The following is a 26,349-nucleotide window of genomic DNA, read 5'->3' on the forward strand; positions in this document are numbered from 1 at the left end:
AAATTGACAGCATGGAAAAGTTGCGAGCGCTTTTCGGCAGCTTTGATCAAAATTTAGAGGTGATTGAGGAAGAAATAGGGGTAAATGTTGTAACCCGTGGGACAAATGTGGTCATCATGGGGAAACCACAGCAAGTGGAGATGGCTTATACGGTAATAACCAAGCTGCTTGATATGATAGGGAAAGGGGAGGCTGTGGACAGGGCGCAAGTCAGGTATGCCATACAGCTGGCGGCTGAAGGTCGCGAGGACCTTATAGAGGATATAGCATCTGATGTGATATGTTTAACCCATAAAGGCAAGCAGGTCCGTTGTAAGACGCTTGGCCAAAAACGTTATGTTACAGCCATTGCTCAGAATGACATTGTGTTTGGGATAGGCCCTGCTGGAACGGGTAAGACTTACCTGGCCATGGCTATGGCTGTGACGGCTTATAAAAGCCGGGAAGTGGGACGTATTATACTGACTCGGCCAGCGGTGGAGGCAGGTGAAAAGCTGGGCTTTTTGCCGGGAGACCTACAAAACAAGGTGGACCCTTATCTTAGGCCTTTGTACGATGCGCTGTACGACCTGATAGGGTTGGAAAATTATTTAAAGCTGATCGAGCGAGGGATTATTGAGGTGGCTCCCCTTGCCTATATGAGGGGGCGTACGCTGGAGGATTCGTTCATCATACTGGATGAGGCCCAAAATACCACGCCTGAGCAGATGAAGATGTTTTTGACGAGAATAGGGGTGGGCTCTAAAGCTGTAATAACTGGCGATATTACGCAGATTGATCTTCCGCGGGGTAAAAAGTCAGGCCTTGTGGAAGCCATACAGGTGTTGAAGGGCATAAAGGGGATAGAGTTTGTGTTCTTGACGCAGCAGGACGTGGTACGCCATGAGCTGGTCATGAAGATCGTCCAGGCTTATGAGAAGTTTTATTCGGGCAAAGGAGGAGCTGAACAGGAGGATTCCCGTGAATTTAGCAGTAACAGGTAAGGACAACGGAAAAAAGGTTTCATGGGCTGGAACGCGGCTTTTTAAGGTAGCCAATACAAATCTGCTATTACAAATTGCAATAGGCGTAGCGGCTTATATCAGCATATTTGTTGTATTATTGGCTGCTGTCTCGCCCAAAAGGTATGATTTGAAGGTGGGTGATATTGCCACAGAATCTATCCGCGCACCCAGGGATGTAGAAAACAAGATTGCTACACAGCGAAGGATGGAGCAGGCCAGGCAGAGCGTGGCTCCTATTTACAGGTTAAACCAGGATGTGAAGACAGAGACCGTTGAAGAGATAAACAGGATATTTAAAGAGATAATGATAGTGCGAGACATTGCCAACCAAAGGCTAAAGGGATGGGAAGAAAAGCAAAAAACAACCTTGTCACAACAACACTCTTTAGATGGAAATGAAGGGGGAAAAGCCCAAACGCAGCAAGCCGGTGAGGCTGACCAAAGTCAAGGTAGTACTCAGGGAAATGTCCATGATGCTGTCAAGGTGGATTACCACCAGGTGTTTGATAGGGAGTTTTTGGATCAAATAAGAGGGCGTATAAGCGTTGAATTGTCAAACGATGAGTTACTTGCTTGCATTACAGCAGATGAGTCCGAGATTTCCCAGCTTCATGAGCGATTGTTGGAAATAGTGATAAATCTGCTGGACTTAAAGATAAAAGAGGATAATTTGCTGGAAGCCAAAAATACGCTGAGAAACGAAGTTTTGACGCTGCCAGTTTCCAATGGCTTGCGCCTTGTGGGTACAACCATTGGGCTAACTATTATCAAACCTAATATGGTATACGACCATGAGGCCACTGAGGCGGAAAGGCAAAAGGCGGCACAAAATGTTGAAAGGGTTATTTACAAAAAGGGCCAGTATATCGTTCAGGATGGGCAACCAGTTACTGAGGAACAGATTGCCATGCTAAAGGAGTTGGGCCTTCTCAAAAATGAGATTTTTGACGTGCCTCTAGTGGTAGGTCTGGGGTTTTTAGTGTTGTTGTTGGAAATTGCAGGGGTGTTGTATATCCACTGCTTTGAGAAGGAGCTTATTGGACAACCCGTTACGTTTATCCTGATTACTTTGGTGGTCGGCCTGACCCTGGGGATAAGCTATGGCATGTCGGTGGTAGACCAATATCTCATGCCGGTTGCTTTGTCGGCGTTGTTGTTGACTGTCTTGGTAAAGCCCAGGATCGCCTTTTTTGTCAATGTGCTCATAGCGGTATTAGTGGGTATAATGACGCGAGGACACTTGGGCGTGGTGATTGCAGGACTGCTGGGAGGGATGACGGGGATATATATAGCTCACCGGTCCCAGCAGAGAAATGGCTTGTTTTTGGCGGGAGTGGGAGCCAGTGCGGCCAGCATGCTGAGCATAGTTGGGTATGAGCTGATTGTATCAGGTAACTGGTGGAGTGCTGTGCGCTGCTCGCTGTGGGGTGGCGGAAGCGGAGTGCTGGCGGCTGTGCTGGCAGTGGGCACTTTGCCCATTTGGGAGAACGCGTTTGGCGTCATAACACCTATAAGGTTGATAGAGCTTTCAAATCCCAATCACCCCTTGTTGAGGCGGCTGTTAAGGGAAGCGCCTGGGACCTATCACCACAGCATAATAGTGGCTAACCTTGCCGAGAGTGCGGCTCAGGCAGTGGGAGCAAACGGCCTGCTTGCCAGAGTAGGTGCCTATTACCACGATGTGGGGAAGCTTGTTAGGCCTTATTATTTCAAAGAAAATCAGCTTACAGCTGATAATCCGCATGATAAATTAAATCCCACATTGAGTACCAACATCATTATCTCCCATACCAAGGAAGGAATTAAATTAGCTCAAAGGTATAAGATTCCAAGGGCGATTCAAGACTTTATACTGCAGCATCACGGTACCACGCCGGTAATATACTTTTATCATAAGGCCAAGAATAATACCAAGGATGTTAGACTGGAGGATTTTCGATACAAGGGGCCAAAACCCCAAACTCCTGAAACGGCTATAGTGATGCTGGCTGATACGGTTGAAGCCGCAATGAGGACCTTGTCCGACCCTGCGCCAGGGAAGCTAGAGGGCTTGATACGCAAGCTAATAAAGGAGAAGCTGGAGGACGGGCAGCTGGATGAATGCCATTTGACGCTTAAGGACTTAGATTCCATTGCTACGGCATTTAAAGATGTGCTGTGCGGCATATTCCATGAGCGTATTGAATATCCAGATTTAGATTTAAAAGAGGAGCGAGATGAGCGAGATGGTGGTGGAAATTAACAACTCACAGGATAAGATAGAAATGACGCCAGAAATAAAAAGGTTTATAGAGGAGTGTGTATCTAAAACTTTAGAAATGGAAGGTGTAAGTATCCCGGTTGAGGTGAGCGTATTGTTAGTGGATGATCAACAGATTCATCAACTTAACAGGCAATACAGAGGAGTGGATGCACCGACTGATGTGCTGTCATTTCCTATGCTGGAGTTTGAAGACGATGGACGAGATAGGAGAGATTTACAAGCTGCCCTCAATGAGGCAGGGCGTAATGGCCAGGCGGTGGTACTGGGGGATATAGTATTGTCGATGGAAAGGGCGCAACAGCAAGCGCAGGAGTACGGCCATAGCTTTTTGAGAGAGGTGGGTTACCTGATAGTACACGGCATGCTGCACCTCTTGGGATATGACCATGAGCAGGAGCCTCAGCGCATTGTTATGCGCCAGAAAGAAGAACAGGTTATGGGGATGCTGGGGCTTTCGAGAGAAGATGGTTAGGTTTACATTGTAATGTGTTATTGATTTGATGTGGGGATAGGGTGGGTATGAAGTCGAGAAATATAATAGAAAGTTTCAATAATGCCATAAAAGGCATTGTACACGGATTTAGAACAGAACGGAATATAAAGATACATTTTATAATTGCGCTGTTGGTGCTTATCGCTGCCATTTTGGCTAACTTATCCAAAATAGAGGTCATGTTGCTATTTATTGTCATAGCTGTAGTGATTGCCGCAGAGCTTTTTAATACGGCTTTAGAGCGCATAATAGACATGATACACCCAGATTACCATCCATTGGCAGAAGCTGCTAAGAATATGGCGGCGGGAGCTGTATTGGTGACTGCCGTGGGTTCACTGATGGTGGGCTATATCATATTTTATAACAGGCTTAACTCGTTTTCGCTGGCCCTTGTACGCAGGTTAAGAAATGCCCCTATACATGTTACTGTCATAAGCCTTGCTATTATAGTAATTATTGTCATAATGCTCAAATCGTTCAATTTTAAAGGGAATTTTTTGAGGGGTGGTATGCCCAGCGGGCACAGTGCCTTGGCCTTTTCTTTATTTACCTCCATAGCGCTACTGAGCAAGAACGCCCTTGTAGCCACCCTGGCCATGTTTATGGCGCTTATGGTCATTCACAGCAGGTATGAAGCGGGAATCCATACCCTGGCTGAAATAATAATAGGCGCTTTTTTGGGCATGTTGCTGACCGTGATAGTGTTTGAACTGTTTCATATTGTGGCGTGATTTGAGGCAATCTTGATACGACAGGAGGAGACATAAGTGGCAAACCTTGATGTATTAAGGCTTATAGAGGAGGCCATGAAGGCAAAAGAAAAAGCATATGCTCCTTATTCCGGTTTCAGGGTAGGAGCGGCGCTTCTCTCGGAAGATGGCTCCATTTATACCGGGTGCAATGTGGAGAATGTAAGCTTCGGTGCCACCTGCTGTGCCGAAAGGGTGGCCATATTTTCGGCAGTGGCAGATGGTAAGCGCAGATTCAAGGCCATAGCGATAGTATCTGATTACGAGGGCTTCACCTTTCCTTGCGGCATATGCCTTCAGGTGATGTTGGAGTTCGATATTCCAACTGTGATTGTGGCAGACGGTAGAGGCACATCCAGCGAGTATGCTTTGGAGGAGCTTTTGCCGAAGGGATTTAAGAGATTTGTTGTGAAAGAAGGAGGGTGATTGAAAGTTGTCAGAAGGGTTTCGTTCGGGTTTTGTAGCCATAGTGGGTAGGCCTAATGTGGGCAAGTCCACGCTTATGAACAGCATGGTTGGTGAAAAGATTGCCATAATTTCGGACAAGCCCCAAACCACGCGCAATAGAATACAGTGCGTGCTTACCAGGCCCAACTATCAGATCATCTTTATTGATACCCCGGGAATTCATAAGCCCAAAAACCGTCTGGGAGAGTATATGGTACAGGTGGCCAGGGGTGCCCTGGAGGAAGTGGATGTAGTGCTGTTTATGGTTGACATATATGAAGGCATAGGCAGCGGTGACAGGTTTATAGCCGAGGAGTTGGGTAAGGTTAAGACCCCTGTGATTTTGGTGGCCAATAAGGTGGATAGGGTCGAGTCGGTTGAGGATGCGCGAAGGGCGGCTGAAGATTTCTGTGAAGAGGCGGATTTCGATGAAGTGCTGCTGGTGTCAGCTTTGAATGGTACAAATTTGGACAAGCTGGAGAGCGTCATCGTATCTTATCTGCCCGAAGGGCCTAAATATTATCCTGATGATATGGTGACCGATCAGCCCGAACGGTTTATAGTGGCAGAGCTTATCAGGGAAAAGGCGCTTGAACTGCTGGAAGAAGAAGTGCCCCATGGCATAGGAGTTGAGGTTACTTCCTTCAAAGAGCGCGAGGATAAAAATATTATAGACATATATGCTACAATATACTGTGAAAAAAAGAGCCACAAGGGGATAATAATCGGAAAAGGCGGCTCCATGCTGCGAGAGATAGGCACAAGGGCCAGGCACGATATAGAACGCCTGTTGGGTACCCACGTATACCTTGAGCTGTGGGTCAAGGTAAAAGAAAACTGGAGGAACAATGTCGTCGATTTAAAAAATTTAGGTTATAATTGACGTATTCGGATGATTTTACATGGAATATGGGTCAAGAATGGCGGAAACCCTAATAAATGTCACAAATGTATTTTTGCACAGACAGGGGGTTTATAAGTTATGGTAGATTTGTTGTGGCGTTTGTTTGAAAAGACCGGCTCGGTTGGCAGCTATCTGCTTTATAAAGCCGTGCAGAAGGGTGAGGGGGAAGGCTATCTTGACCCATCATTGTTCAGTCCAAGAGAGGAGAGAAAGGTTTCTCAAGTTGGAAAGGAATAGGAATCATGAATATTGTACGGACGGAAGGCGTGGTTTTAAGATATACAAATTTTAAAGAAGCCGATAGAATGCTTACCATTTTTTCTCCCGACAGGGGTAAGATGCAGGTGCTGGCAAGGGGTTGTCGTAAACCCAGCAGCCGTCTATTAGCGGCCAGTCAGGTCTTTTGTTACGCTGATTACGTGTTTATAAAGTCAAAGGAAATATATATTATGACCCAATCCGAGGTCAAAAACTCGTTTTACAATATTCGCAACGATGTAGAAAGGCTTGCGTATGGCACATATATCTTAAACCTGACCGAAGAGGCGGTAAGCTATGAGGAAGCGAATTTCCGCCTCTTTTATATGCTGTTGCATACCCTATCCCATCTGTCCTACGGAGAGGTTAACCCTGCAGATGTGACCCATATATTTGAGCTTAAATTGATCGACATGCTGGGCTATCGTCCAGTACTTGACAGATGTTTGGTATGCGGTCAAACGCCGGAAAGCAACCCCTTGTTTTTTAACATTGTGCAGGGTGGAATAATATGCCCCCATTGCAATAAAGAAACAAAAGATGGATATACTATCCATAAGGATACTCTTCAAACCATGAGGTATATACTGGATGTGGACATAAGGCGCCTGGGGGTTTTAAAGTTTTCGCAGGCGGTGAGGAACGAGTTAGACGGCATTTTGTCGCATTATTTGAGCTATAGGCTGGAGAAGGATATAAAAGCAAAGCGCTTTATAGATTACCTGAAGTGTAACGTTTAGACTATTTTTATGCCATTTTCTAACATGTCCCGATAAAATAATAGAAAAGGATATTGACTAAAATCATTGGAATGGTATAAGATAATGCAAGATAATATGCAAATAGCTACCATAAATCAGGGGTCAAATTTTAAAGCGCACAGTATAAAGCCAATTTATCTAACAAGGTTTACCGATTGAAGGTTTATAAACTTTATACATAGAACAGGAGGACGATATATGAAAAAATACGTTTACCTTTTCAGCGAAGGCAATGCCAGCATGAGAGATCTTTTGGGTGGTAAAGGCGCAAACCTTGCCGAGATGACAAACCTCGGTTTTCCTGTGCCACCTGGGTTTACGGTTACCACTGAGGCCTGTACCCGTTATTATCAGGATGGTCAGGTAATAGCTCCTGAGATTGAAGAGCAGATATATGAGGCCATGGCTAAAGTGGAGAAGATGGTAGGGAAGAAGTTTGGTGACAGCAATAACCCGTTCCTGGTTTCTGTTCGTTCGGGTGCGCGGGTATCCATGCCTGGGATGATGGATACCATTTTGAACCTGGGACTAAATGATGTAGCTGTGGAAGGTTTGGCCAAGCAGACCAACAATGAGAGGTTTGCTTATGACAGCTACAGGCGCTTCATCCAGATGTTTTCGGATGTGGTGATGGGAATAGACAAGAACAAGTTTGAAAAGATACTTGACGAGATGAAGGAGAAAAAAGGAGTAAAGCATGACGTTGACCTTACAGCAGAGGACCTCAAAGAGGTAGTTAAACGCTTCAAAGAGCTGTACAAGCAGGAGATGGGCCAAGAGTTTCCTCAGGACCCCAAGGTTCAGCTCCTGGAGGCTGTCAAGGCGGTATTTCGTTCCTGGAATAACCCCAGAGCCATTGTCTATAGGCGTATGAACGATATACCTTCCGATTGGGGCACCGCAGTAAACGTCCAGGCAATGGTGTTTGGAAATATGGGCAACGATTCGGGAACAGGTGTCGCTTTCACCAGGAACCCAGCAACCGGTGAAAAGAAGATATACGGTGAATTCCTTATGAACGCTCAGGGAGAAGACGTGGTGGCTGGTATCAGGACTCCTGAACCGCTGGATAAGCTGAAGGAGACCATGCCAGAAGTTTATAACCAGTTCCTTGAGATCGCCGAGAAGCTAGAGAAGCACTACAGGGACATGCAGGACATGGAGTTTACCATCGAACGCGGTAAGCTCTATATGCTTCAGACGCGTAGCGGCAAGAGAACGGCTGCGGCTGCTTTAAAGATAGCGGTGGACATGGTAGCAGAAGGGCTCATCACCAAGGAAGAAGCCATCTTAAGGATTGACCCCAAGCAGCTAGATGCATTGTTACATCCCACCTTTGTTCCAGAAGCTTTAAAGAAAGCCAAACCCATTGCAAAAGGTCTACCTGCTTCGCCGGGCGCTGCCACAGGACAGGTGTATTTTACTGCGGAAGAAGCTGTGGAGGCTGCAAAGCAGGGCAAGAAGGTCATACTTGTAAGGGCTGAAACCTCTCCTGAAGACATTGAAGGCATGTATGCTGCCCAGGGTATATTGACAGCACGCGGTGGAATGACTTCTCATGCGGCTGTGGTTGCCCGTGGAATCGGTACCTGCTGCGTTGCGGGATGCGAGCAGATTAGGATCAACGAGGAAGAAAAGTACTTTACCGTTGGCGATAAGATATTTAGGGAAGGCGATTACATCTCTCTCGATGGGAATACCGGTTATGTTTATGGGGAGGCGCTGCCTACTCAGGAACCCTCTTTGACTGGGGATTTTGCTACCCTTATGGAATGGGCTGACCAGGTAAGAACCCTTAAGGTAAGGGCAAATGCTGACACTCCGAGGGATGCTGCCCAGGCATTAAAGCTCGGAGCTGAAGGTATTGGGTTGTGCCGTACTGAGCACATGTTCTTCGATGAGGACAGAATTCCTGCCATGAGGGAGATGATTGTCGCTCGGACAGAGGAGGAAAGAAGAAGAGCTCTTGCCAAGCTTCTGCCCATGCAGAAGGGTGACTTCAAAGCCCTCTACGAGATAATGGAAGGCAAGCCCGTAACTATAAGGCTGCTTGATCCACCATTGCATGAGTTCCTGCCCCATGACGACGATGCCATTCGGGAGCTGGCAGAGCAAATGGGGATCACGTTTGAAGAGCTTAAAGCTACCGTTGTGAAGCTAAAAGAGTTCAACCCCATGTTGGGTCATCGTGGATGCCGTCTGGCCGTCACTTATCCCGAAATAGCCGAGATGCAGACAAGGGCCATCATGGAGGCTGCTATTGAAGTCATGCAGGAGAAGGGCAATACCATATTGCCTGAAATCATGATACCTCTGGTAGGCGAAGCCAAGGAGTTTAAGTATGTAAAGGATGTAGTGGTCAGGACGGCTGAACAGGTAATGAAGGAAAAGGGAGTAAAAATCGAGTATAAGGTTGGGACCATGATCGAGGTGCCCAGAGCTGCTTTAACAGCTGATGAGATTGCAAAAGAAGCCGAATTCTTCTCCTTTGGTACCAATGACCTCACGCAAATGACCTTTGGCTTCTCAAGAGATGATGCCGGTAAGTTCCTGGAGGAGTATTACAACAAGAACATCTTCGAGAGCGATCCGTTTGCCAAGCTTGACCAGGTGGGCGTGGGCAAGCTGATGAAGATGGCGGTTGAGATGGGTAGAGCTGTAAGGCCGGACATAAAGATGGGTATATGCGGTGAGCATGGTGGAGACCCCAGCTCTGTTGAGTTCTGCCATCGCATAGGATTGGACTACGTTTCCTGTTCGCCATACAGAGTGCCTATTGCTCGGCTGGCTGCAGCACAGGCAAAGCTGAAGGAGAAAAAATAAAAAAAGCATGGGGATTTCTTCCCATGCTTTTTTTTGTGTTTTTGGAGTAAATTAATTGTTGATTTGAGGAGGATATTGGATATAAATGTGGTATATATAATATAGGAAATATAATTCTAAAGAGGACGGAGTTTTATGATCAGGCAGCGAATAGAAGAGCTGGAAGAAAGAATCCTTTCACCGTATGCTTGCCTAAGCAGCCGGACAAGGGGAAGGCAGTATCCGCTGGAGAAGTGTCAAGTTCGCACCGAGTTTCAACGTGACCGTGACAGGATACTGCACTGCAAGTCTTTCAGGCGGCTGAAACACAAGACACAGGTGTTTATAGCACCCGAAGGCGATCATTACAGGACGCGGCTTACACATACACTGGAGGTGGCTCAAATTGCGCGCACTATTTCCAGAGCCTTGAGGCTCAATGAGGACCTGACTGAGGCCATAGCTTTAGGGCATGACTTGGGACATACCCCCTTCGGCCATATAGGTGAAAGGTTTTTGGATAGTGTGACCAGCAATGGCTTTAAGCACAACCTTCACAGCCTAAGGGTAGTGGATGTGCTGGAAGGGGAAAAGGGCCTCAACCTCACATGGGAGGTTAGAGATGGGATTGTGAACCATACCATGTCGAGCAAGCCGCCTGCTACTCTTGAAGGACAGGTGGTAAGGATAAGCGACCGAATTGCATATATAAACCATGACATAGATGATGCCCTGCGGGCTGGCATCATCACCATGGACGACCTACCAAAGGATTGCATTGAGGTACTGGGCAGGACCCACGGTGAGCGAATTAACACCATGATACTTGATGTGATTGAAAACAGCATGGATAGGCCGTTGATAACCATGAGCCAAAAGGTAGGTCAAGCTACCGAAAAGTTAAGGTCTTTTATGTTTGAAAAGGTATACATGGGTTTTGTGGCCAAAAACCAAGAGGAAAAAGCCAGATACGTATTGGAGCACCTGTATGACTATCTCATGAAACACCCTGAGGCTCTTCCGCCGGAATATCGTTCACTGATGGAGGTATATGGCTTGGAACAGGCGGTTTGCGACTATATAGCGGGGATGACTGACCGCTACGCTCTCAAGATGTTTTATACCCTGTTTATCCCCTCTGGAGTGTTGGGTGTAGGAGTATAAAAGTCACGGGAGATGTTGAAAATACTAGAGGTAGAGCTTTTGCTTTTATGTTCGAGTTAAGGGCAAAAAAAAATAAAGAGTAAAGAAGGATTTTTGGGGTAGATGTCGAATTATAACCTCTATTTGAACTGTTTAAAACCCCTTTAAAAATTTTATAAAATTTAAAGAGGAAAATCAAGAGTTATGTCGAATATATTTTGGGTTAGGTGAAGAGAAAATGGGAATATTCCTCCCCGATGAGTGGATTGATGAGGTGAGAGAGAGAAATGATATAGTCGATGTAATATCGGAATACGTACATTTAAAACCTCAAGGTAGAGGTTTTGTTGGGTTGTGCCCTTTTCATGCTGAAAAGACTCCATCTTTCCACGTCAATCCCGAAAAGCAGCTGTACCATTGCTTTGGGTGTGGTGTGGGAGGCAATGTTTTTACCTTCATAATGGCAGTGGAAAAGCTGGAGTTTGTGGAAGCGGTAAAGTTCTTGGCGGAGCGAGTGGGCATGGCTCTGCCTCAAACTACCGATGCGGAAGAGTTTATAAGGTCAAAGAGCAGGACAGAAAGGATATATGAAGTCAACCGTGAGGTTGCAAGGTACTACCACAGAATGCTGTTTTCGCCTGAGGGGGGACAAGCGCTTTCTTACTTGAAGGCCCGAGGTCTAGACCTTAATATCATCAGGAGATTTGGTATAGGCTATGCTCCAGATGGCTGGGAAAATGCAAAACAATACCTCTTGAAGCAGGGTTTTGAAGAGGAACTTCTCATCCAGGCAGGTATAGTGGTCTCCACTAAAGGTAGAACCTATGACAGGTTTCGCAATCGGGTGATTTTCCCCATCATCAAGCCCAGGGGGTTGGTGGTGGGGTTCGGTGGAAGGGTGCTTGATGATTCGCTTCCTAAGTATTTGAATTCGCCCGAAAGCCCGGTTTTTCACAAAGGCAGTACTCTATTTGGCCTAAACCTTGTGAGGAAAGCTTCTTCGCTTGACTATATTATCATAGCAGAGGGGTATATGGATGTGGTAACCCTCCATCAGTTTGGCTTTAAAACTGCGGTGGCATCGCTGGGGACGTCGCTGACGCAGCAGCAGGCAAAGGTCATAAGGCGGTATACCCAACAGGTATATATAGCTTATGATGGCGATGCAGCCGGGCAAAAGGCCACTCTGAGGGGGCTTGATATACTTCAGGATGCAGGGCTTAAAGTAAAGGTTATCCTGTTTCCCCAAGGCATGGACCCCGATGAAGTCTTGAGGAAATATGGTGCCGAATTCTTTAAAAAGCTTATGGACAAGGCTGTGCCTTTAGTGGATTACAAGCTTGACAGGCTACGCAGCCAGTATGACCTTCAAACTTCCGAAGGACGGGCAAGATACGCCACGGAAGCTGCTAAGATATTGATACAAGTGCCCAATTTGCTTGAGAGGGATGTCCATATACAGCGTTTGGAAGCTCAGACGGGTTTTTCATCCAGGCTTTTGTATCAGCAGATTGCTCAGCTTGAGGGTTCGGCGCAAAAAGAGGGTGTAAAAAGGCAATTGATTGGTAATAATAGGTATATCGATAAGATGCCTGGTGGAAAGGAGTCCATGCCTAGTCATATAAAAGCAGAAAGGTATTTGGTCAACTTGATGGCAAGCAGCAATTGGTTGGCGAAAAAGGTAGTTGAGAAAGTTGAACCACAGTATTTTGAAGAGCCCATAAATAGGGAAATCTTTAACATAGTTGTGGAGCTTCTTAATTCGGGTAAGGAGGTCAGTATTCCGCAGGTTTTGAGTAGTATACAGGACCAGGATAAAATACAGCAAATGGTTGAAATATTTGAATTGCCTGTGGAGTACGATAATATTGATAAATTTATTTCGGATTGCATAGATGAGATAATGTATCACAATTTGGAAAAGCGCAGACAGGAGGTTGTAAGGTTAATAAGGCAAATGGAACAGGAAGGGAAACAGGCAACCGACACCTACAGAGCCCTGCTGAGCGAGATGGCTGTATTGACCAGAAAGGTTGCAGCAAGCCGACACAGAAAGGAGGGGATATTATGAAAAACGAAGAAAACAAGCAAAAGAATGATAAACTGAAGAAGATAAAAGAGCTGATTGACAGGGGTAAAGAAAAGGGTGTCTTGACGTATAAGGAAATAATGGATGTATTGGAGGATGTTGACTTGGACCCCGAGCAGATCGAGAAGATATATGACACCCTTGAATCCTTGGGCATAGATGTGCTGGATGAAGAAGCAGTACCTGAAGATATAAACCTTGAGGAAGATTTGGACCTTAGCCTTCCTGAAGGCGTTAGCATAGATGACCCCGTGAGGATGTACCTTAAGGAGATAGGGAAGGTACCTCTGCTTACTGCAGAGGAGGAGATAGAGCTTGCCAAGAGGATGGAACAGGGCGATGAGGAGGCAAAGAGGAGGCTGATTGAGGCCAATCTCCGCTTGGTGGTCAGCATTGCCAAGCGGTACGTGGGACGGGGAATGCTTTTCCTTGACCTTATACAGGAAGGCAACCTGGGCCTTATCAAAGCGGTGGAAAAATTTGATTACAGGAAGGGTTATAAGTTCAGCACATACGCTACCTGGTGGATCCGCCAGGCCATAACCAGGGCTATAGCTGACCAGGCCAGGACCATAAGAATTCCGGTTCATATGGTGGAGACCATCAATAAGCTTATCAGGGTCTCGCGACAACTGCTTCAGGAATATGGCCGTGAACCCCAGCCTGAAGAGATTGCGAGGGAGATGGGCATCTCAGAGGAAAAGGTGAGGGAAATATTAAAGATTGCCCAGGAACCCATTTCGCTTGAAACTCCGATAGGGGAAGAGGAGGACAGCCACCTGGGAGATTTCATACCCGATGAGGACGCCCCTGCACCGGCTGAGGCAGCTGCCTATAACCTGCTCAAGGAACAGCTTAAGGAAGTGCTCGATACGTTGACGCCGAGGGAGGAAAAGGTTTTAAGGTTGCGATTTGGGCTTGACGACGGCAGGGCGCGCACGTTGGAAGAAGTGGGAAGGGAGTTTAACGTCACCAGGGAGAGGATTCGCCAGATTGAAGCCAAGGCGTTAAGGAAGCTAAGGCATCCCAGCAGAAGCAAGAAGCTCAAGGATTTTCTGGACTGAAGGGTTCGGCATCGTCAAAAATAAAAGGAGGTGCTGGATCCTTCTTTTTCTGCGAATTTTTTACCTATTGACTGAACAAGGGGGTTGCGGTATAATATCATTTGCAGTTGTTTGTTGGCAACTGCGGGGTTTTTGTGGGCCTTTAGCTCAGCGGTCAGAGCAGCCGGCTCATAACCGGTTGGTCCGGGGTTCGAATCCCTGAAGGCCCACCATTTTATTTGTTATTGGCTGGCTGAGATAAAGTTTAAGTGAGAGCATAAAAATGTTTTAAAATTCGTAGTCTAAAGTTGATAGTGGTGGTAGTCTCGGTTGATAAGGAAAATCTGTAGATTTTATTGAAATAAGTTTAACTAAAATGCTGGTGGCATGTAAAAGGCTTTTTTGAGTAACAACAACGCCGGGTAAAAACGGTGTTTTTTTATTTAAGGTGATGAGATGCGGTTGAAAGATAGGTTGCTCAGCGTTGCTAGGATGGTGCCTCCTTCAAAGTGCGTTGCGGATGTGGGGGCCGATCACGGGCGGCTTCCCGTTTGGCTGGTCAAAAACGACATTGTAGAAAGAGCCATTGTGACTGATATAAGCGCTGCGTCGCTTAAAAAAGCGGAGGCGCTCATAAAGGAGTATGGGTTGGAAGATAAAATTGAGACAAGGGTGGGAGATGGCCTGTCGGTCATACACCCGGGTGAGGTGGATACGGTGGTAATGGCTGGAATGGGGGGCCTGCTGATAAGGGATATTTTAAGTAGGGCTCCTCAGGTGGCGGCCAGCGTTGAAACCTTTGTGCTGCAGCCGATGAAAGGTCAGAGCTTGCTAAGGAGATGGCTGGTTGACAATGGATATATGATGGTGGATGAATCGCTAGCGCGTGAAAACGGCAAGTTCTATGAGGTCATTGTAGCCCGGCATGGCAGGCAATACATCCCTGAGGATGTCTATTATGATATAGGGTATATGCTCATTAAAAAGAGGGATCCCTTGCTCAAGGAGTTTATAGAACACAAAATGGCCAAGGCAGCGGCCATCATACAGCAGCTGGAGACGCAAGGGATGCCAGACTCTAAAAAAGCGCTTGACGAATTCAAACGCAAGCTAGAAAGTTATAAGGAGGTTTACCTATGGGTTACACGGTACGACAGGTGATAAAGGTGATGGAAGAGATAGCTCCTTCTTACCTTGCGGAGGAATGGGATAATGTAGGCCTGCTCGTGGGGGGATTGGAAGATGAGGTGCGAAAGGTCATGGTGTGTCTGGATGTAACTGAGGATATAGTATATGAGGCCGTACGAAAGGGGGCTAACATGCTCATCTCGCACCACCCTGTCATATTTGAAAAGTTGAGAAGCCTCCGCAGTGATGTGGGCAGGGAGCGACTGGTGTATCTTCTGGCGCGCAACGGCATAGCAGCCTATTGTGCTCATACCAACCTGGACAAGGTGTCTGGCGGAGTGGATGACGTTTTGGCCGCGCGTTTGGGCCTGCAGGATGTCAAGCCTTTGAGCGTTGACCAGAGGGAAAGGCTGTACAAAATAGTGGTGTTTATTCCAAAGGGGCATGAGGATAGGGTTATGGATGCTATGGCCGGGGCGGGAGCAGGATGGATAGGCAATTACAGCCACTGCACCTTTCAGATTAACGGCACAGGTACCTTTATGCCCCTCGAAGGAACCAATCCCTATATTGGCCAGCAGGGACGGCTTGAAAGGGTAGAAGAGGTGCGGCTGGAAACTATTGTTTCAGCGAATCGGCTGGATAGGGTTATCAAAGCCATGCTTGAGGTTCATCCTTACGAAGAAGTGGCTTATGATGTATATCCGCTAGCCAATCGCATTGAAAAGCACGGCTTAGGAAGAATTGGGAAACTGCAGCACAGCATGTTGCTTAAGGAATTTGTAGATAAAGTATGTAACGATTTAGGTGTTTCAAATGTTCAAGTGGCAGGGTGGAGGGACACAGAAATACAAACGGTGGCAATTTGCGGGGGAGCGGGTGGTAGCCTGATAAGCAAGGCTTATTCAAGCGGTGCCCAGGTTTTTTTGACAGGTGAATTGAAATACCACGAAGCCCAGGCTGCAGCAGAGTTGGGCATGGTCGTAATAGCCGTAGGGCATTACCCCACCGAAGTCTTCATAGTCCAAGAACTAGTTTATCGTTTACAAAAAGCATTTGATGCTTTAAAATATGAAATAGAAGTATTTGCCGCTGAGACTATGAGTGATATTTATAAGAAGGTGGGGAGATAGGGTGCCCTTTTTTAATTTTTTTTGTGCGGGGGTTGAGTGCATTATGTAAAGGTTGAAAGGAGGTTGCGTTCATGGGCCAGTTGGACCTGTTGTGGGAGTACCAGAATCTTGATTTGGCTTTGGATAAGTATGACAAAATGAGAAAAAATTCTCCTTTGCGGAGTAAGCTGATAGAGCTTAAAAACTATTTGATGCAGCAACAAGAATACTTGGTGAAGCTTAACGAAGAGGCCGAAAAGAAAAACCATATATTGAACAGGATCAATCACGAGTATGAGGATATCGTGAAGGCTTTTAAATCGGGTTTTGATAAGGTGGAATCTGGACAGGTTCGAAGCGTCAAGCAACTGGAAGAAATGCAAAAAGTGGCGATGGAGCTTAAAGAAAAGCTGAGCAAGAAAGAGGAAGAGATACGGAACCTGCTTAAGGATATTCAAAACCTCTCTAATAAGTTGGAAGATATACGTGTTCGTATGGTGAAAGCCAAAAAAGAATATAGTGATACAAAAGCAGAATATGATGATGAGGTTGCCAATATTCAAAAGGAGTACCAACAAATTAAACAGCGCAGAGACCAACTCAAAAATGAGCTTGACCCTGAATTGATAAAGAGGTATAACCGGCTAAAGAAAAGCCGGGGTACTGCTATAGTGACGGTGGAGCAAAACTGCTGCGGCGGTTGCAATATGAGCTTGGCGGCGCTGGTCATTGAAAGGCTGAAAAAGGGAGATGACATTATAGAGTGTGAGAACTGTGGCCGCATACTGTACTGGGCGAATAAGGCAGATTCAGATGCTAAAAGTGCAGGCTGACATATTTGACAAAGTGACCAAAGGGTGTTATTATTATATTGCAAAAAATTTAATAGGGCATGTGAGTAAGTCGGGCGATCGCGGCTGCACATTCTATAAGATGCAGCTGAGGAAAGTCCGAGCTCCACAGGGCAGGGTGCTGGGTAATACCCAGTGGAGGCGACTCCAAGGAAAGTGCAACAGAAATAGACCGCCTAGCATTTGGCTACAGGGCCAAATGTTGGGTAAGGGTGGAAAGGTGAGGTAAGAGCTCACCAGCAGTCCAGGCGACTGGATTGGCTCTGTAAACCCCACCTGGAGCAAGACCGAATAGGGGACACTTATGTGGTGGCCCGCCACGTCCCGGGTAAGGTCGCTTGAGCCTATCTGGCAACAGTAGGCCTAGATAGATGATCGCCCTCGACAGAACTCGGCTTACAGACTTGCTCACATGTATGTTGATCCCGCCCAACGGCGGGGCTTTGCTTTTATTGAGCTACTTTCGTTAAAGCAGACGTAAGAATGCGATACGCTTAATTACGAACCCATGATGTATCTGATTTTGTAAGTCTGGAGTGACCGACATGCACTTTAAACAGTACGTAGCAAGAGTGCTGCGCCGTGATGTTATAAACCTCACCGTGCCGGTGGTCACCGAGCAGGTGTTTACCATGTCGATGGGTGTGGTAAACGCCATAATGGTAGGCCAGGTGGGCAGTCAAGCTGTGTCAGCGGTAGGCATGGTGGACTCCATAAATAATATCTTTGTGGCTTTTTTTGTGGCTTTGTCTTTGGGTGGTACCGTGGTGGTGGCGCAGTATATAGGTCACGGCGATCGTGAGGAGGCAAACGACGCTACAAAGCAGGCATTGTTTTCTGGACTTATTCTATCGCTTTTTATCACCCTGGTAACCTGGCTGCTGCGCCGTCAAGTCATATTTGCTCTTTACGGTGCGGCAGAACCTGCGGTCATGAAAAACGTCAACACATACTTTAGCATAACGCTTCTCACTTATCCCTTTATAGCTCTCACTTCTATCGCATGCGGCGTTTTGAGGGGCGCAGGGGATACTAGAACTCCCATGAAGATTACTATATTGATGAACGCCATCAACATCTGTTTGGGGTATATATTGATTTATGGGATAAATATAAGCAATGTACACTTTTCTTTATCCATTCCTGCGCTTGGGGTCAAAGGAGCCGCCATTGGCCTTGCGGTGGCACGGGCGGTAGGTACTTTTATGATAATAAGCGTGTTGATAAAAGGTTCCAAAACCTTAAGGCTTACCCAGCTGCTGGATTTTAAATTCAATGTCTCGATGCAAAAAGCTATATTCAATGTAGGTATTCCTGCAAGCCTTGAATCTTTACTGTTTAACGGCGGGAAGCTCATCACCCAAGTATTCATTGTAGGTATGGGGACTGCCTCAACTGCTGCCAACTATATTGCCAGCTCGGTATTCTCAATGGTCAACGTTCCGGGAAACGCCCTGGGGGTTGCTGCTACAACTTTGGTAGGGCAGTACATGGGCAGGGGTGAGAAGGACGAAGCCAGCGATACCATGATGTATTTGACGCGGCTGGCGTCGTTTTGCATGCTCCTGCTTTGCATGATTACCTACCCCTTGGCTGTTCCTCTAGCCAGGCTGTATAGCAGTAGCGCAGATGTTGTCATGTTGGCTGCACACCTCATTCGTTTAACCTCTATGGCTACGCCGCCTCTATGGCCTCTTGCTTTTGTACTGCCTGCAGGTTTGAAAGGCGCAGGAGATACCAGATATACTATGGTGACCTCGTTTCTGGGGATGTGGGCTTTCAGGATTGTTTTGGGATATGTTCTCGGTGTATCCTTGAAGCTGGGGGTAGCGGGAGTGTGGATGGGCATGTTTACCGATTGGCTGGTAAGGGGTGTCTTATATTATTCGAGGCTGAAAAAGGGCAAGTGGGTACAAAACGTAGTGATTAAGGATATAGGTAATGTGGTATCGCATAATTGACTTAAGAAAATTGTAACTTTTATATTTTTTAAAAGGAATTTTGGCGGTTTTGTAGAATAATGTATCATAAACAAGCTAGAACACTCTCGAAAAGTGGTTAAGAAACCTAGCACAACGAATCAGAATAGTTAGGGAGTGAAGTCCCAAGGCTGAACCTACAAACAAGCTAGAATAAAGCTCTCAGGCTTTTTGAGAGGGTACAGGCCAAAGAAAAGGAGGTTTGTGAGTGGATAAGAGGGTTAAAGTGTTTACCGATAGTACAGCCGACCTTCCCTCTGAGCAACTTGAAGCTCTGGATATTTCAGTCATTCCTCTATACGTGACAATGGGCGATAAGAGCTATCGAGATGGTGTGGATATAACCACTCAACAGCTTTACAAAATGGTGGATGAGCTTCAATCACTCCCCAAAACTGCTGCACCGCCGGTAGAGGATTTTATTGCTGCTTTTAAGCCATGGGTTGACCAAGGCTATGATGTGGTTTATGTAGGCATTTCTTCCAAATTGTCGGCTACTGTTCAAAATGCCATGGTTGCAGCAAGCGAGTTTGAGCCTGGAAGGGTATATGTGGTGGATTCACAAAACTTGTCTACTGGTATAGGTTTGCTGGCCGTCAAAGCGGCAGAGTTGGCTATGCAGGGCATAAGCGCAGAAGAGATTGTTGAAAAGCTTACGCCGCTAATTCCCAGGGTTCGCACCAGCTTTGTCATAAACACCCTGAAGTACCTTCACATGGGAGGAAGGTGTACGTCGCTTCAACTAATTGCCAGTACCATGCTGAAGATAAAGCCGCAGATCGTAGTCAAGGATGGCGGAATGGTAGTAGGGGAAAAGTTCAGGGGTAAGGACAAGAAGGTACTGGATGCATTCTATGAGGTACATGTGGGAGATGGGAGAAACGTTGACCTGGAAAGAATATTCGTCACCCACTCGGATTATCAAGAGGGGGCCGAGTACCTTGCAGAAAAGCTGAAAAGCCACCTTAATCCCAAAGAGGTGTGTATAACCTCAGCAGGAGCGGTTATATCAAGCCATTGCGGTCCCGGTACGGTAGGAATACTGTATTTAGAGAGATAGGATGGTCGTTCATATAGCAAAAGGGGTTTTCTTTGATGAAAATCCCTTTTCATTTTGTTCTACGGATTTAATGGTGTTTATAGTAGAATGTACGGTAAGGATGTTATAATATACATATGTTAAGAGGCTTGACCTCTCCTCTTTGAGAAAGGGTGAAGTGCCATGGATGAAGTAAAAAAGCTGGAGGAGTTTAAAAGGATAGTTAATGAGAGCAACAAGATAGTCTTCTTTGGAGGAGCAGGGGTCTCAACCGAGAGCAATATCCCTGACTTCAGGAGCGCTACGGGGCTCTACAGCAGCAAAGATAAGACATCATATCCGCCAGAGGTGATACTGAGCCACAGCTTTTTTATGGAGCATCCTGAAGACTTCTATGAGTTTTATAAAAGCAAAATGGTCTATAGGGATGCAAAGCCCAATGCGGCACACATAGCTCTAGCTAAATTAGAACAGCAAGGTAAGCTTAAAGCGGTGATAACGCAGAACATAGATGGGCTACATCAAATGGCGGGGAGCAAAAATGTTTTAGAGCTTCACGGCTCCATCCACAGGAATTACTGCATGAAATGCGGTCAGAATTACGACCTGGATTATGTGATGAAAAGCAAGGAGCTAGTTCCACGGTGCCAAGAATGCGGAGGCATGGTAAGGCCGGACGTGGTGCTTTATGAGGAAAGCCTGGACATGGATGTGCTATATAGGGCGGTGCACTATGTTTCCAATGCTGATGTGCTGATAGTGGGAGGAACTTCCCTGGTGGTGTATCCTGCTGCCGGATTGGTGGATTACTTTAAAGGGAAGCACCTCATACTAATCAACAAAACATCGACGCCTTACGATTATAAAGCTGATATCGTGGTACATGATAGCATAGGCAAAGTATTGTCTTATGTAGTGGACTTGAGCTATTGAGCATATTTACTTGTAATGTAGCTACATTTGGGTTATAATATAGTTACAAAGGAGGTGTTTCATTTGGAACATGTAGGAGTGCGGGAGCTTAAAAATTCTCTAAGCCGTTATTTAAAGCTGGTTAAGAGTGGTAAGACTATACGAGTAACCGAGAGGGGGAAGACCATCGCAAAACTCGTTCCAGCACAAGACTGTATTCCCCAGGGAATAATTGAAATGCTAAACAAAGAGGTTGCTACCTGGAATGGTGAAAAACCTAAAGGTATGGTAACACTTCGTACAGTCACAAAAGAGAAGAATATTTCAGACATTGTATCGGAGGATAGGCGATGATTTTATATCTTGATACCAGTGCTTTAGTCAAGCTATATATTGACGAAGAAGGAACGTCTCTTGTTTGGAGGTTAGTACAGGAATCTTCAATAGTTGCCACTTCAAAAGTTGCCTATGCTGAAGCTCGTTCAGCGTTTGCACGTGCCTACCGTGAAAAAGTCATAGATACTGGCATGCACGATGAAATTGTAGCTGTGCTTAAGCAAGATTGGAAAAACTACTTTAAAATAGAAATTACCAATGAACTGATAGATCTAGCCGGAGAATTAACTTTAACTCATTCCTTGCGAGGATTTGATGCTATACATTTGTCCTCAGCTCTGACTTTGAGTTACATGTCAAATCAAAGGGTTATGGTGCTTTGTTTTGATATGAGATTGTGGGAAGCCTTTAAAAAATACAAATGTTTTGACGTGCTTCCGTGATATAGCAAATGCTTAGGTGACCTTTTTCCTCTTCGTGCCCCACTGTTTGTCTGTAATTCAAAGCGGGTAGGGGCTTATTTTCGTGTCTTTGGAAAGCTACTGCATTTCATGTTATAATAAACAAAACAGAACATATGTTCTTGATGGGAGGTTTATGATGGGACAGACTTACGGGGTAAGCAGCATACAGGTACTGGAAGGCCTTGATGCCGTCCGTATGCGGCCGGGGATGTACATCGGCTCGACGGGGCAGAGGGGTCTCCATCACCTTTTGTGGGAAATCGTCGACAATGCAATAGACGAGGCGGCAAACGGCTTTGCTACCAGGATCTCGGTTACAATACACGAGGACAACAGCGTGACCGTTGAGGATGACGGAAGGGGTATCCCGGTGGACATACACCCCACCTTGGGAATACCGGGGGTAGAGGTGGTATTCACGCGCCTCCATGCCGGCGGCAAATTCAACAACGAAAACTACCGATTCTCGGGCGGATTGCACGGCGTTGGCGCATCGGTGGTAAATGCCCTGTCGCGCTGGCTGGAAGTGGAGGTAAAGAGGGACGGCAAGCTTTACCGGCAGAGGTTTGAAAGCGTTTATGATCCGCAGCTTAAGAAGGTGGTTGCAGGTAAGCCGGTCACTTCACTTGAGGTTATAGGCAGTGCTACCGGTACAGGTACTAAGGTGCGGTTTTTACCCGATGATCGAATCTTTGATGATATACGCATGAATGCCGATATAGTTTCAAGGCGGCTTAGAGAGCTGGCCTATTTAAACGGCGGGATAACCATTGAGTTTTGCGATGAGCGCATAAAGGACGATACCGGCAAACGCCTTTATTGCTATGATGGAGGTATTGTCGACTTTGTAAAGTACCTCAATGAGGACAAAAATCCACTTCATGAAGGTGTGATATATATAGAAGGGGAAAAGGAAGAAATATTTGTCCAGATTGCCATACAGTACACCGATTCTTATACTGAAGGCATCTTTTCATATGTCAACAACATCCCTACATCTGAAGGGGGGACTCATGAAACCGGGTTTAAGTCGGCTCTTACTAAGGTTTTAAACGACTATGCCAGGAAGTACGGTTATTTAAAGGAGAGAGACCCCAATCTTTCGGGTGAGGACTTTCGTGAAGGCATTACAGCGGTCATATCCCTTAAAATGACAAACGTGCAGTTTGAGGGGCAGACCAAGACCAAGTTGGGCAACCCTGAAGCCAGGACGGCGGTAGAGGCAATTGTATCCGAAAAGCTGGGCCAATACCTGGAACAGCCGGCGAATGTCGAAGTAGCGAAGATAATCATAGAAAAGGCCATAAAGGCTGCCAGGGTGAGGGAAGCGGCCAGGAAGGCCCGAGAGATCGAGAGGAAGAAGAGCAGCTTGGAAGGTGCGCCCCTGGTGGGCAAGCTGGCAAGCTGCACAGGTAAGGACCCTAAGTTTAACGAGCTGTTCATCGTGGAGGGCGAATCGGCAGGAGGTTCGGCCAAGCAGGGAAGGGACAGGAGGTTCCAGGCCATACTCCCACTGCGTGGTAAGCCGCTTAATGCTGAAAAGAAGAGGCTGGACCAGGTGCTGAGCAATGAAGAGTTTGCCACCATAATCTCTGCACTTGGGACAGGTATTGGCGAGGACTTCAATTTGGCAAATCTCAAATATCACAAGGTGATCATACTGTCTGACGCTGATCAGGACGGGGCACACATACGGGCCATCTTGCTTACATTCTTTTTCCGCTACATGAAGGAGCTCATCACCAACGGCCATCTTTATATTGGCCTGCCGCCACTATACAGGGTTACCGATGGAAAGAAAGAAGTTTATGTGTATAACGACGATGAGCTAAAAAAAGTAGTGAAGGGCATGGGCAAAAGGTACACCATACAGCGCTATAAAGGATTGGGTGAGATGAATCCCGAACAGCTGTGGGAGACAACGATGAACCCGCAGAAGAGGAAGATCATACAGGTGACGGTGGAGGATGCTGCCGAGGCCGACAGGCTGGTTACCATCCTGATGGGCGAGAAAGTACAGCCAAGGAAAGAATATATAACCGCATATGCTAATTTCAATAAAACAGATGTGTTGCAAGAGATGGGAGTGTAGATAAAAAATGGCAAAGAATATAGATAACGAGTTTATGCAAAACCAGGATAACGTGATACTGAAACCTCTTGAGGAGGTCATGCACAAATCTATCCTGCCTTATGCAGAGTATGTCATAATGGAACGGGCCTTGCCCAGGGTGGAGGATGGGCTTAAGCCGGTACAGCGGAGAATCCTTTATACCATGTACGAGCTGGGGTTAACCCCTGATAAGCCGCACCGCAAGTCAGCCAGGATCGTGGGCGATACCCTGGGCAAATACCATCCGCACGGCGATGCATCGGTGTATGAGGCAATGGTGAGGATGGCGCAGGACTTCAACATGCGTGCGCTGCTCATTGACGGTCATGGCAACTTCGGCTCGATAGATGGGGATACTGCTGCCGCCATGAGGTATACCGAGGCGCGCCTTACCCCTCTTGCTATGGAGATGCTGAGGGATATCGATAAGGACACCGTTAAGTTCAGCTTAAACTTCGATGACACCTTGAAAGAGCCTGACATGCTGCCGGGGAGATTTCCCAATTTGTTGGTCAATGGCGCTTCAGGCATTGCTGTGGGCATGGCTACCAATATTCCTACCCACAATCTGGGTGAGGCAATAGATGCGGTGATAGCTCAGATGGAAAACCCGGATATCTCCCTTGATGAGTTGTTAAAGATCATGCCGGGACCAGACTTCCCAACCGGTGGGATAATAATCGGTCAGGATGAAATAAGAAAGGCTTACGAGACCGGCCACGGCAAGTTTTACTTAAGGGCTAAGGTGGAGATCGAGAACGCGCCTGGGGGGAAGAAGTTGCTCGTAATAAAAGAGCTACCTTACCAGGTCAACAAGGCAGCCCTGCTTGAAAAGATATTGAGGTTGAGCGAGGAGAAAAAGGGCGTACTTTCTGGCATTGCCGATATACGCGACGAGTCGGATAGACAGGGTATACGCGCAGTCATAGAGCTTAAGAAGGATGCTGACGCCGAGAAGGTGCTCAATTATCTTTATAAATATTCTGACCTGCAGGTCACATTTGGGGTCAACATGGTGGTCATAGCCGATGGCAAACCCCAGCAGCTGGGTCTTAAAGCTATCATAGACTACTACATCCGCCATCAAAAGGATGTGGTGACCCGACGCACCAGGTTTGAGCTTGACAGGGCCAAGGCACGGCAGCATATTCTGGAAGGTCTTATGGTTGCGATACAGCACATAGACGAGGTCATAGCCATTATCCGCTCATCTGACACGCCAAGTAAGGCCAAGCAAAGGCTGATGGATAGGTTTAACTTTACCGATGAACAGGCTCAAGCCATACTGGACATGAGGCTTCAAAAGCTGACAGGGCTTGAGATTTCATCACTTAAGAAGGAATACGAGGAGTTGATAAGGCAGATCAAAAAGCTTAAAAGCATACTGTCTTCCGAGAAGGAGCTGATCAAGGTAATAAAGCAAGAGCTTTTGGAGATAAAGGAAAAATACGCTGATCCCCGCAGGACAGTGATTATAGAGGATGTAAAAGAGGCTGAGATCAGGGCTGAAGACTTGGTATACGTAGAAGATGCCGTTATAACGCTGTCGCATAATAAGTATATAAAGCGGGTGCCGGCCAAGTCTTATAGCCGTTCCAGCCGGGATGTTGAAAGCGTTGAAACAGGGGATGGAGACTATATAGAGTTTGTGGTGGAGTCGGCTACCGACCACAAGGTGCTTATATTTACCGATGCTGGCAACTGCTATACGCTGGCATGTAGCGATATCCCCGAAGGTAAATGGCGAGACAGGGGCGTGCCGCTTCATACGCTAGTCAGTTCTATTGAGGATGGCGAAAAGCCGGTTGCCGTGCTTTCTTTAAGGGAATTTACAGAGGATTGTTATATACAATTCTATACGGCCATGGGCATGATAAAGAGGACGCCGCTTATCGAGTATGACGCCAAAAAGACCAAAATACAGGCCTGTGGATTAAGTGACAGTGACAGGGTGGTGGCTGCTGAGCTTACACGTGGGGATAGAGACGTCATGATCATCACCAGGCAGGGTATGAGCATACGCTTCCATGGAGATGAAGTACCTGTGGTGGGCAGGACTGCAAAAGGCGTAAAGGCCATAAGACTGAGGGAGGACGATGAGGTGATCTTTGGTTGCGAGGTGGATGACGAAGGCGAGATGGTGGTGGTCACCGATAGAGGTTTTGTCAAGCGTACCCTGCTGGCTGACTACCAACCCCAAGGCAGGGGCGGCGTAGGATTTAGAACCATACGTTTTGCCAGAAGTAAGTCCAACGGCAGCCATCTCGTTGCTGCCTTCTATGTGAAAGACCCGTATGAAATAATACTTCAACAGAAGGATGGGACGGTAAGCAGGGTGAGCACCGAGTCCATTGCCATAACCGAAAGGGATGGGGCAGGAGAGTTAGCTGTGCTGGTACTCATGGACAACGAGGTGTGTGCGGCGTACAGGAATTACAAGGGGTAGGAGAGTGTGA

22 protein-coding genes, 1 tRNA gene and 1 other RNA gene are annotated in these 26,349 nt (G+C 46.7%); all 24 read left to right on the forward strand.

Translation table 11 applies throughout. The features are described 5' to 3' along the window. Nucleotides 1–11 precede the first annotated feature (11 nt). The 24 genes from JOD02_RS03340 to gyrA all read left to right on the forward strand — a co-directional run bounded on the left by JOD02_RS03340 (nt 12) and on the right by gyrA (nt 26,339). Nucleotides 12–983 carry a PhoH family protein gene (locus tag JOD02_RS03340; protein ID WP_204487348.1) on the forward strand — a complete coding sequence of 324 codons (972 nt, stop codon included), beginning with the start codon at nt 12–14 and terminating at the stop codon, nt 981–983. Then, a complete protein-coding gene (locus JOD02_RS03345) occupies nt 961–3,246 on the forward strand; it encodes an HDIG domain-containing metalloprotein (protein WP_204486898.1) in 2,286 nt (761 codons plus the stop codon). The genes JOD02_RS03340 and JOD02_RS03345 overlap by 23 nt, the downstream gene beginning before the upstream one ends. Continuing rightward, nucleotides 3,221–3,739 carry an rRNA maturation RNase YbeY gene (gene ybeY, locus JOD02_RS03350; protein WP_243426312.1) on the forward strand — a complete coding sequence of 173 codons (519 nt, stop codon included), beginning with the start codon at nt 3,221–3,223 and terminating at the stop codon, nt 3,737–3,739. The genes JOD02_RS03345 and ybeY overlap by 26 nt, the downstream gene beginning before the upstream one ends. A 47-nt stretch (nt 3,740–3,786) precedes the next feature. After that, nucleotides 3,787–4,494: a diacylglycerol kinase gene (locus JOD02_RS03355; protein WP_204486900.1), complete on the forward strand. Its 708-nt coding sequence runs from the start codon at nt 3,787–3,789 to the stop codon at nt 4,492–4,494. A 36-nt stretch (nt 4,495–4,530) separates the two neighbouring features. Beyond that, nucleotides 4,531–4,938 carry a cytidine deaminase gene (locus tag JOD02_RS03360; protein ID WP_204486901.1) on the forward strand — a complete coding sequence of 136 codons (408 nt, stop codon included), beginning with the start codon at nt 4,531–4,533 and terminating at the stop codon, nt 4,936–4,938. 7 nt (nt 4,939–4,945) lie between these two features. After that, entirely contained in the window at nt 4,946–5,842 is an 897-nt protein-coding gene (era, locus tag JOD02_RS03365; protein ID WP_204486902.1) for a GTPase Era, read from the forward strand. A gap of 99 nt (nt 5,843–5,941) precedes the next feature. Then, on the forward strand, nt 5,942–6,100 hold the full coding sequence (locus JOD02_RS03370) for a YqzL family protein (protein ID WP_204486903.1): 159 nt from the start codon (nt 5,942–5,944) through the stop codon (nt 6,098–6,100). Nucleotides 6,101–6,105: 5 nt separating this feature from the next. Beyond that, the gene (gene recO, locus JOD02_RS03375; RefSeq protein WP_204486904.1) at nt 6,106–6,861 is read left to right on the forward strand and encodes a DNA repair protein RecO; all 756 of its coding nucleotides are present in this window, start codon (nt 6,106–6,108) and stop codon (nt 6,859–6,861) included. A gap of 219 nt (nt 6,862–7,080) precedes the next feature. Beyond that, the gene (gene ppdK / locus JOD02_RS03380) at nt 7,081–9,705 is read left to right on the forward strand and encodes a pyruvate, phosphate dikinase (RefSeq protein WP_204486905.1); all 2,625 of its coding nucleotides are present in this window, start codon (nt 7,081–7,083) and stop codon (nt 9,703–9,705) included. Nucleotides 9,706–9,840: 135 nt separating this feature from the next. Further along, complete coding sequence (locus JOD02_RS03385; protein ID WP_204486906.1) at nt 9,841–10,848, forward strand: deoxyguanosinetriphosphate triphosphohydrolase; 1,008 nt, start codon at nt 9,841–9,843, stop codon at nt 10,846–10,848. Nucleotides 10,849–11,065: 217 nt separating this feature from the next. Next, a complete protein-coding gene (gene dnaG / locus JOD02_RS03390; RefSeq protein ID WP_204486908.1) occupies nt 11,066–12,898 on the forward strand; it encodes a DNA primase in 1,833 nt (610 codons plus the stop codon). Beyond that, nucleotides 12,895–13,980 (forward strand): RNA polymerase sigma factor RpoD, encoded by a 1,086-nt coding sequence (gene rpoD / locus JOD02_RS03395; protein WP_204486910.1) that lies wholly within the window; start codon nt 12,895–12,897, stop codon nt 13,978–13,980. The genes dnaG and rpoD overlap by 4 nt, the downstream gene beginning before the upstream one ends. Nucleotides 13,981–14,116: 136 nt before the next feature. Next, a tRNA-Ile gene (locus JOD02_RS03400) sits at nt 14,117–14,192 on the forward strand. A 229-nt stretch (nt 14,193–14,421) separates the two neighbouring features. Next, on the forward strand, nt 14,422–15,120 hold the full coding sequence (locus JOD02_RS03405) for a tRNA (adenine(22)-N(1))-methyltransferase (RefSeq protein ID WP_204486911.1): 699 nt from the start codon (nt 14,422–14,424) through the stop codon (nt 15,118–15,120). After that, the gene (locus JOD02_RS03410) at nt 15,096–16,220 is read left to right on the forward strand and encodes a Nif3-like dinuclear metal center hexameric protein (RefSeq protein ID WP_204486913.1); all 1,125 of its coding nucleotides are present in this window, start codon (nt 15,096–15,098) and stop codon (nt 16,218–16,220) included. Before JOD02_RS03405 ends, JOD02_RS03410 begins: the two co-directional genes overlap by 25 nt. A 71-nt stretch (nt 16,221–16,291) precedes the next feature. Further along, nucleotides 16,292–17,032, forward strand: a complete 741-nt coding sequence (locus tag JOD02_RS03415; protein WP_204486915.1) for a zinc ribbon domain-containing protein — start codon at nt 16,292–16,294, stop codon at nt 17,030–17,032. Nucleotides 17,033–17,094: 62 nt separating this feature from the next. After that, nucleotides 17,095–17,465: RNase P RNA component class A (rnpB, locus tag JOD02_RS03420), an RNA gene on the forward strand. A gap of 130 nt (nt 17,466–17,595) precedes the next feature. Beyond that, nucleotides 17,596–19,011, forward strand: coding sequence for an MATE family efflux transporter (locus JOD02_RS03425; RefSeq protein ID WP_204486917.1), 1,416 nt, complete (start codon nt 17,596–17,598; stop codon nt 19,009–19,011). 226 nt (nt 19,012–19,237) lie between these two features. Continuing rightward, the gene (locus JOD02_RS03430) at nt 19,238–20,089 is read left to right on the forward strand and encodes a DegV family protein (RefSeq protein ID WP_204486919.1); all 852 of its coding nucleotides are present in this window, start codon (nt 19,238–19,240) and stop codon (nt 20,087–20,089) included. 162 nt (nt 20,090–20,251) lie between these two features. Next, entirely contained in the window at nt 20,252–21,001 is a 750-nt protein-coding gene (locus tag JOD02_RS03435; RefSeq protein WP_204486920.1) for an NAD-dependent protein deacylase, read from the forward strand. Nucleotides 21,002–21,064: 63 nt separating this feature from the next. Further along, nucleotides 21,065–21,334: a type II toxin-antitoxin system Phd/YefM family antitoxin gene (locus tag JOD02_RS03440; RefSeq protein ID WP_204486922.1), complete on the forward strand. Its 270-nt coding sequence runs from the start codon at nt 21,065–21,067 to the stop codon at nt 21,332–21,334. Continuing rightward, nucleotides 21,331–21,759, forward strand: coding sequence for a type II toxin-antitoxin system VapC family toxin (locus JOD02_RS03445; RefSeq protein ID WP_204486924.1), 429 nt, complete (start codon nt 21,331–21,333; stop codon nt 21,757–21,759). Before JOD02_RS03440 ends, JOD02_RS03445 begins: the two co-directional genes overlap by 4 nt. 157 nt (nt 21,760–21,916) lie before the next feature. Continuing rightward, a complete protein-coding gene (gyrB, locus tag JOD02_RS03450; RefSeq protein WP_204486926.1) occupies nt 21,917–23,872 on the forward strand; it encodes a DNA topoisomerase (ATP-hydrolyzing) subunit B in 1,956 nt (651 codons plus the stop codon). A 7-nt stretch (nt 23,873–23,879) separates the two neighbouring features. Then, entirely contained in the window at nt 23,880–26,339 is a 2,460-nt protein-coding gene (gyrA, locus tag JOD02_RS03455; RefSeq protein ID WP_204486928.1) for a DNA gyrase subunit A, read from the forward strand. Nucleotides 26,340–26,349: the final 10 nt, after the last annotated feature.

This window comes from Caldicoprobacter guelmensis, from assembly GCF_016908415.1.
In the GTDB taxonomy this organism is placed as follows: domain Bacteria; phylum Bacillota; class Clostridia; order Caldicoprobacterales; family Caldicoprobacteraceae; genus Caldicoprobacter; species Caldicoprobacter guelmensis.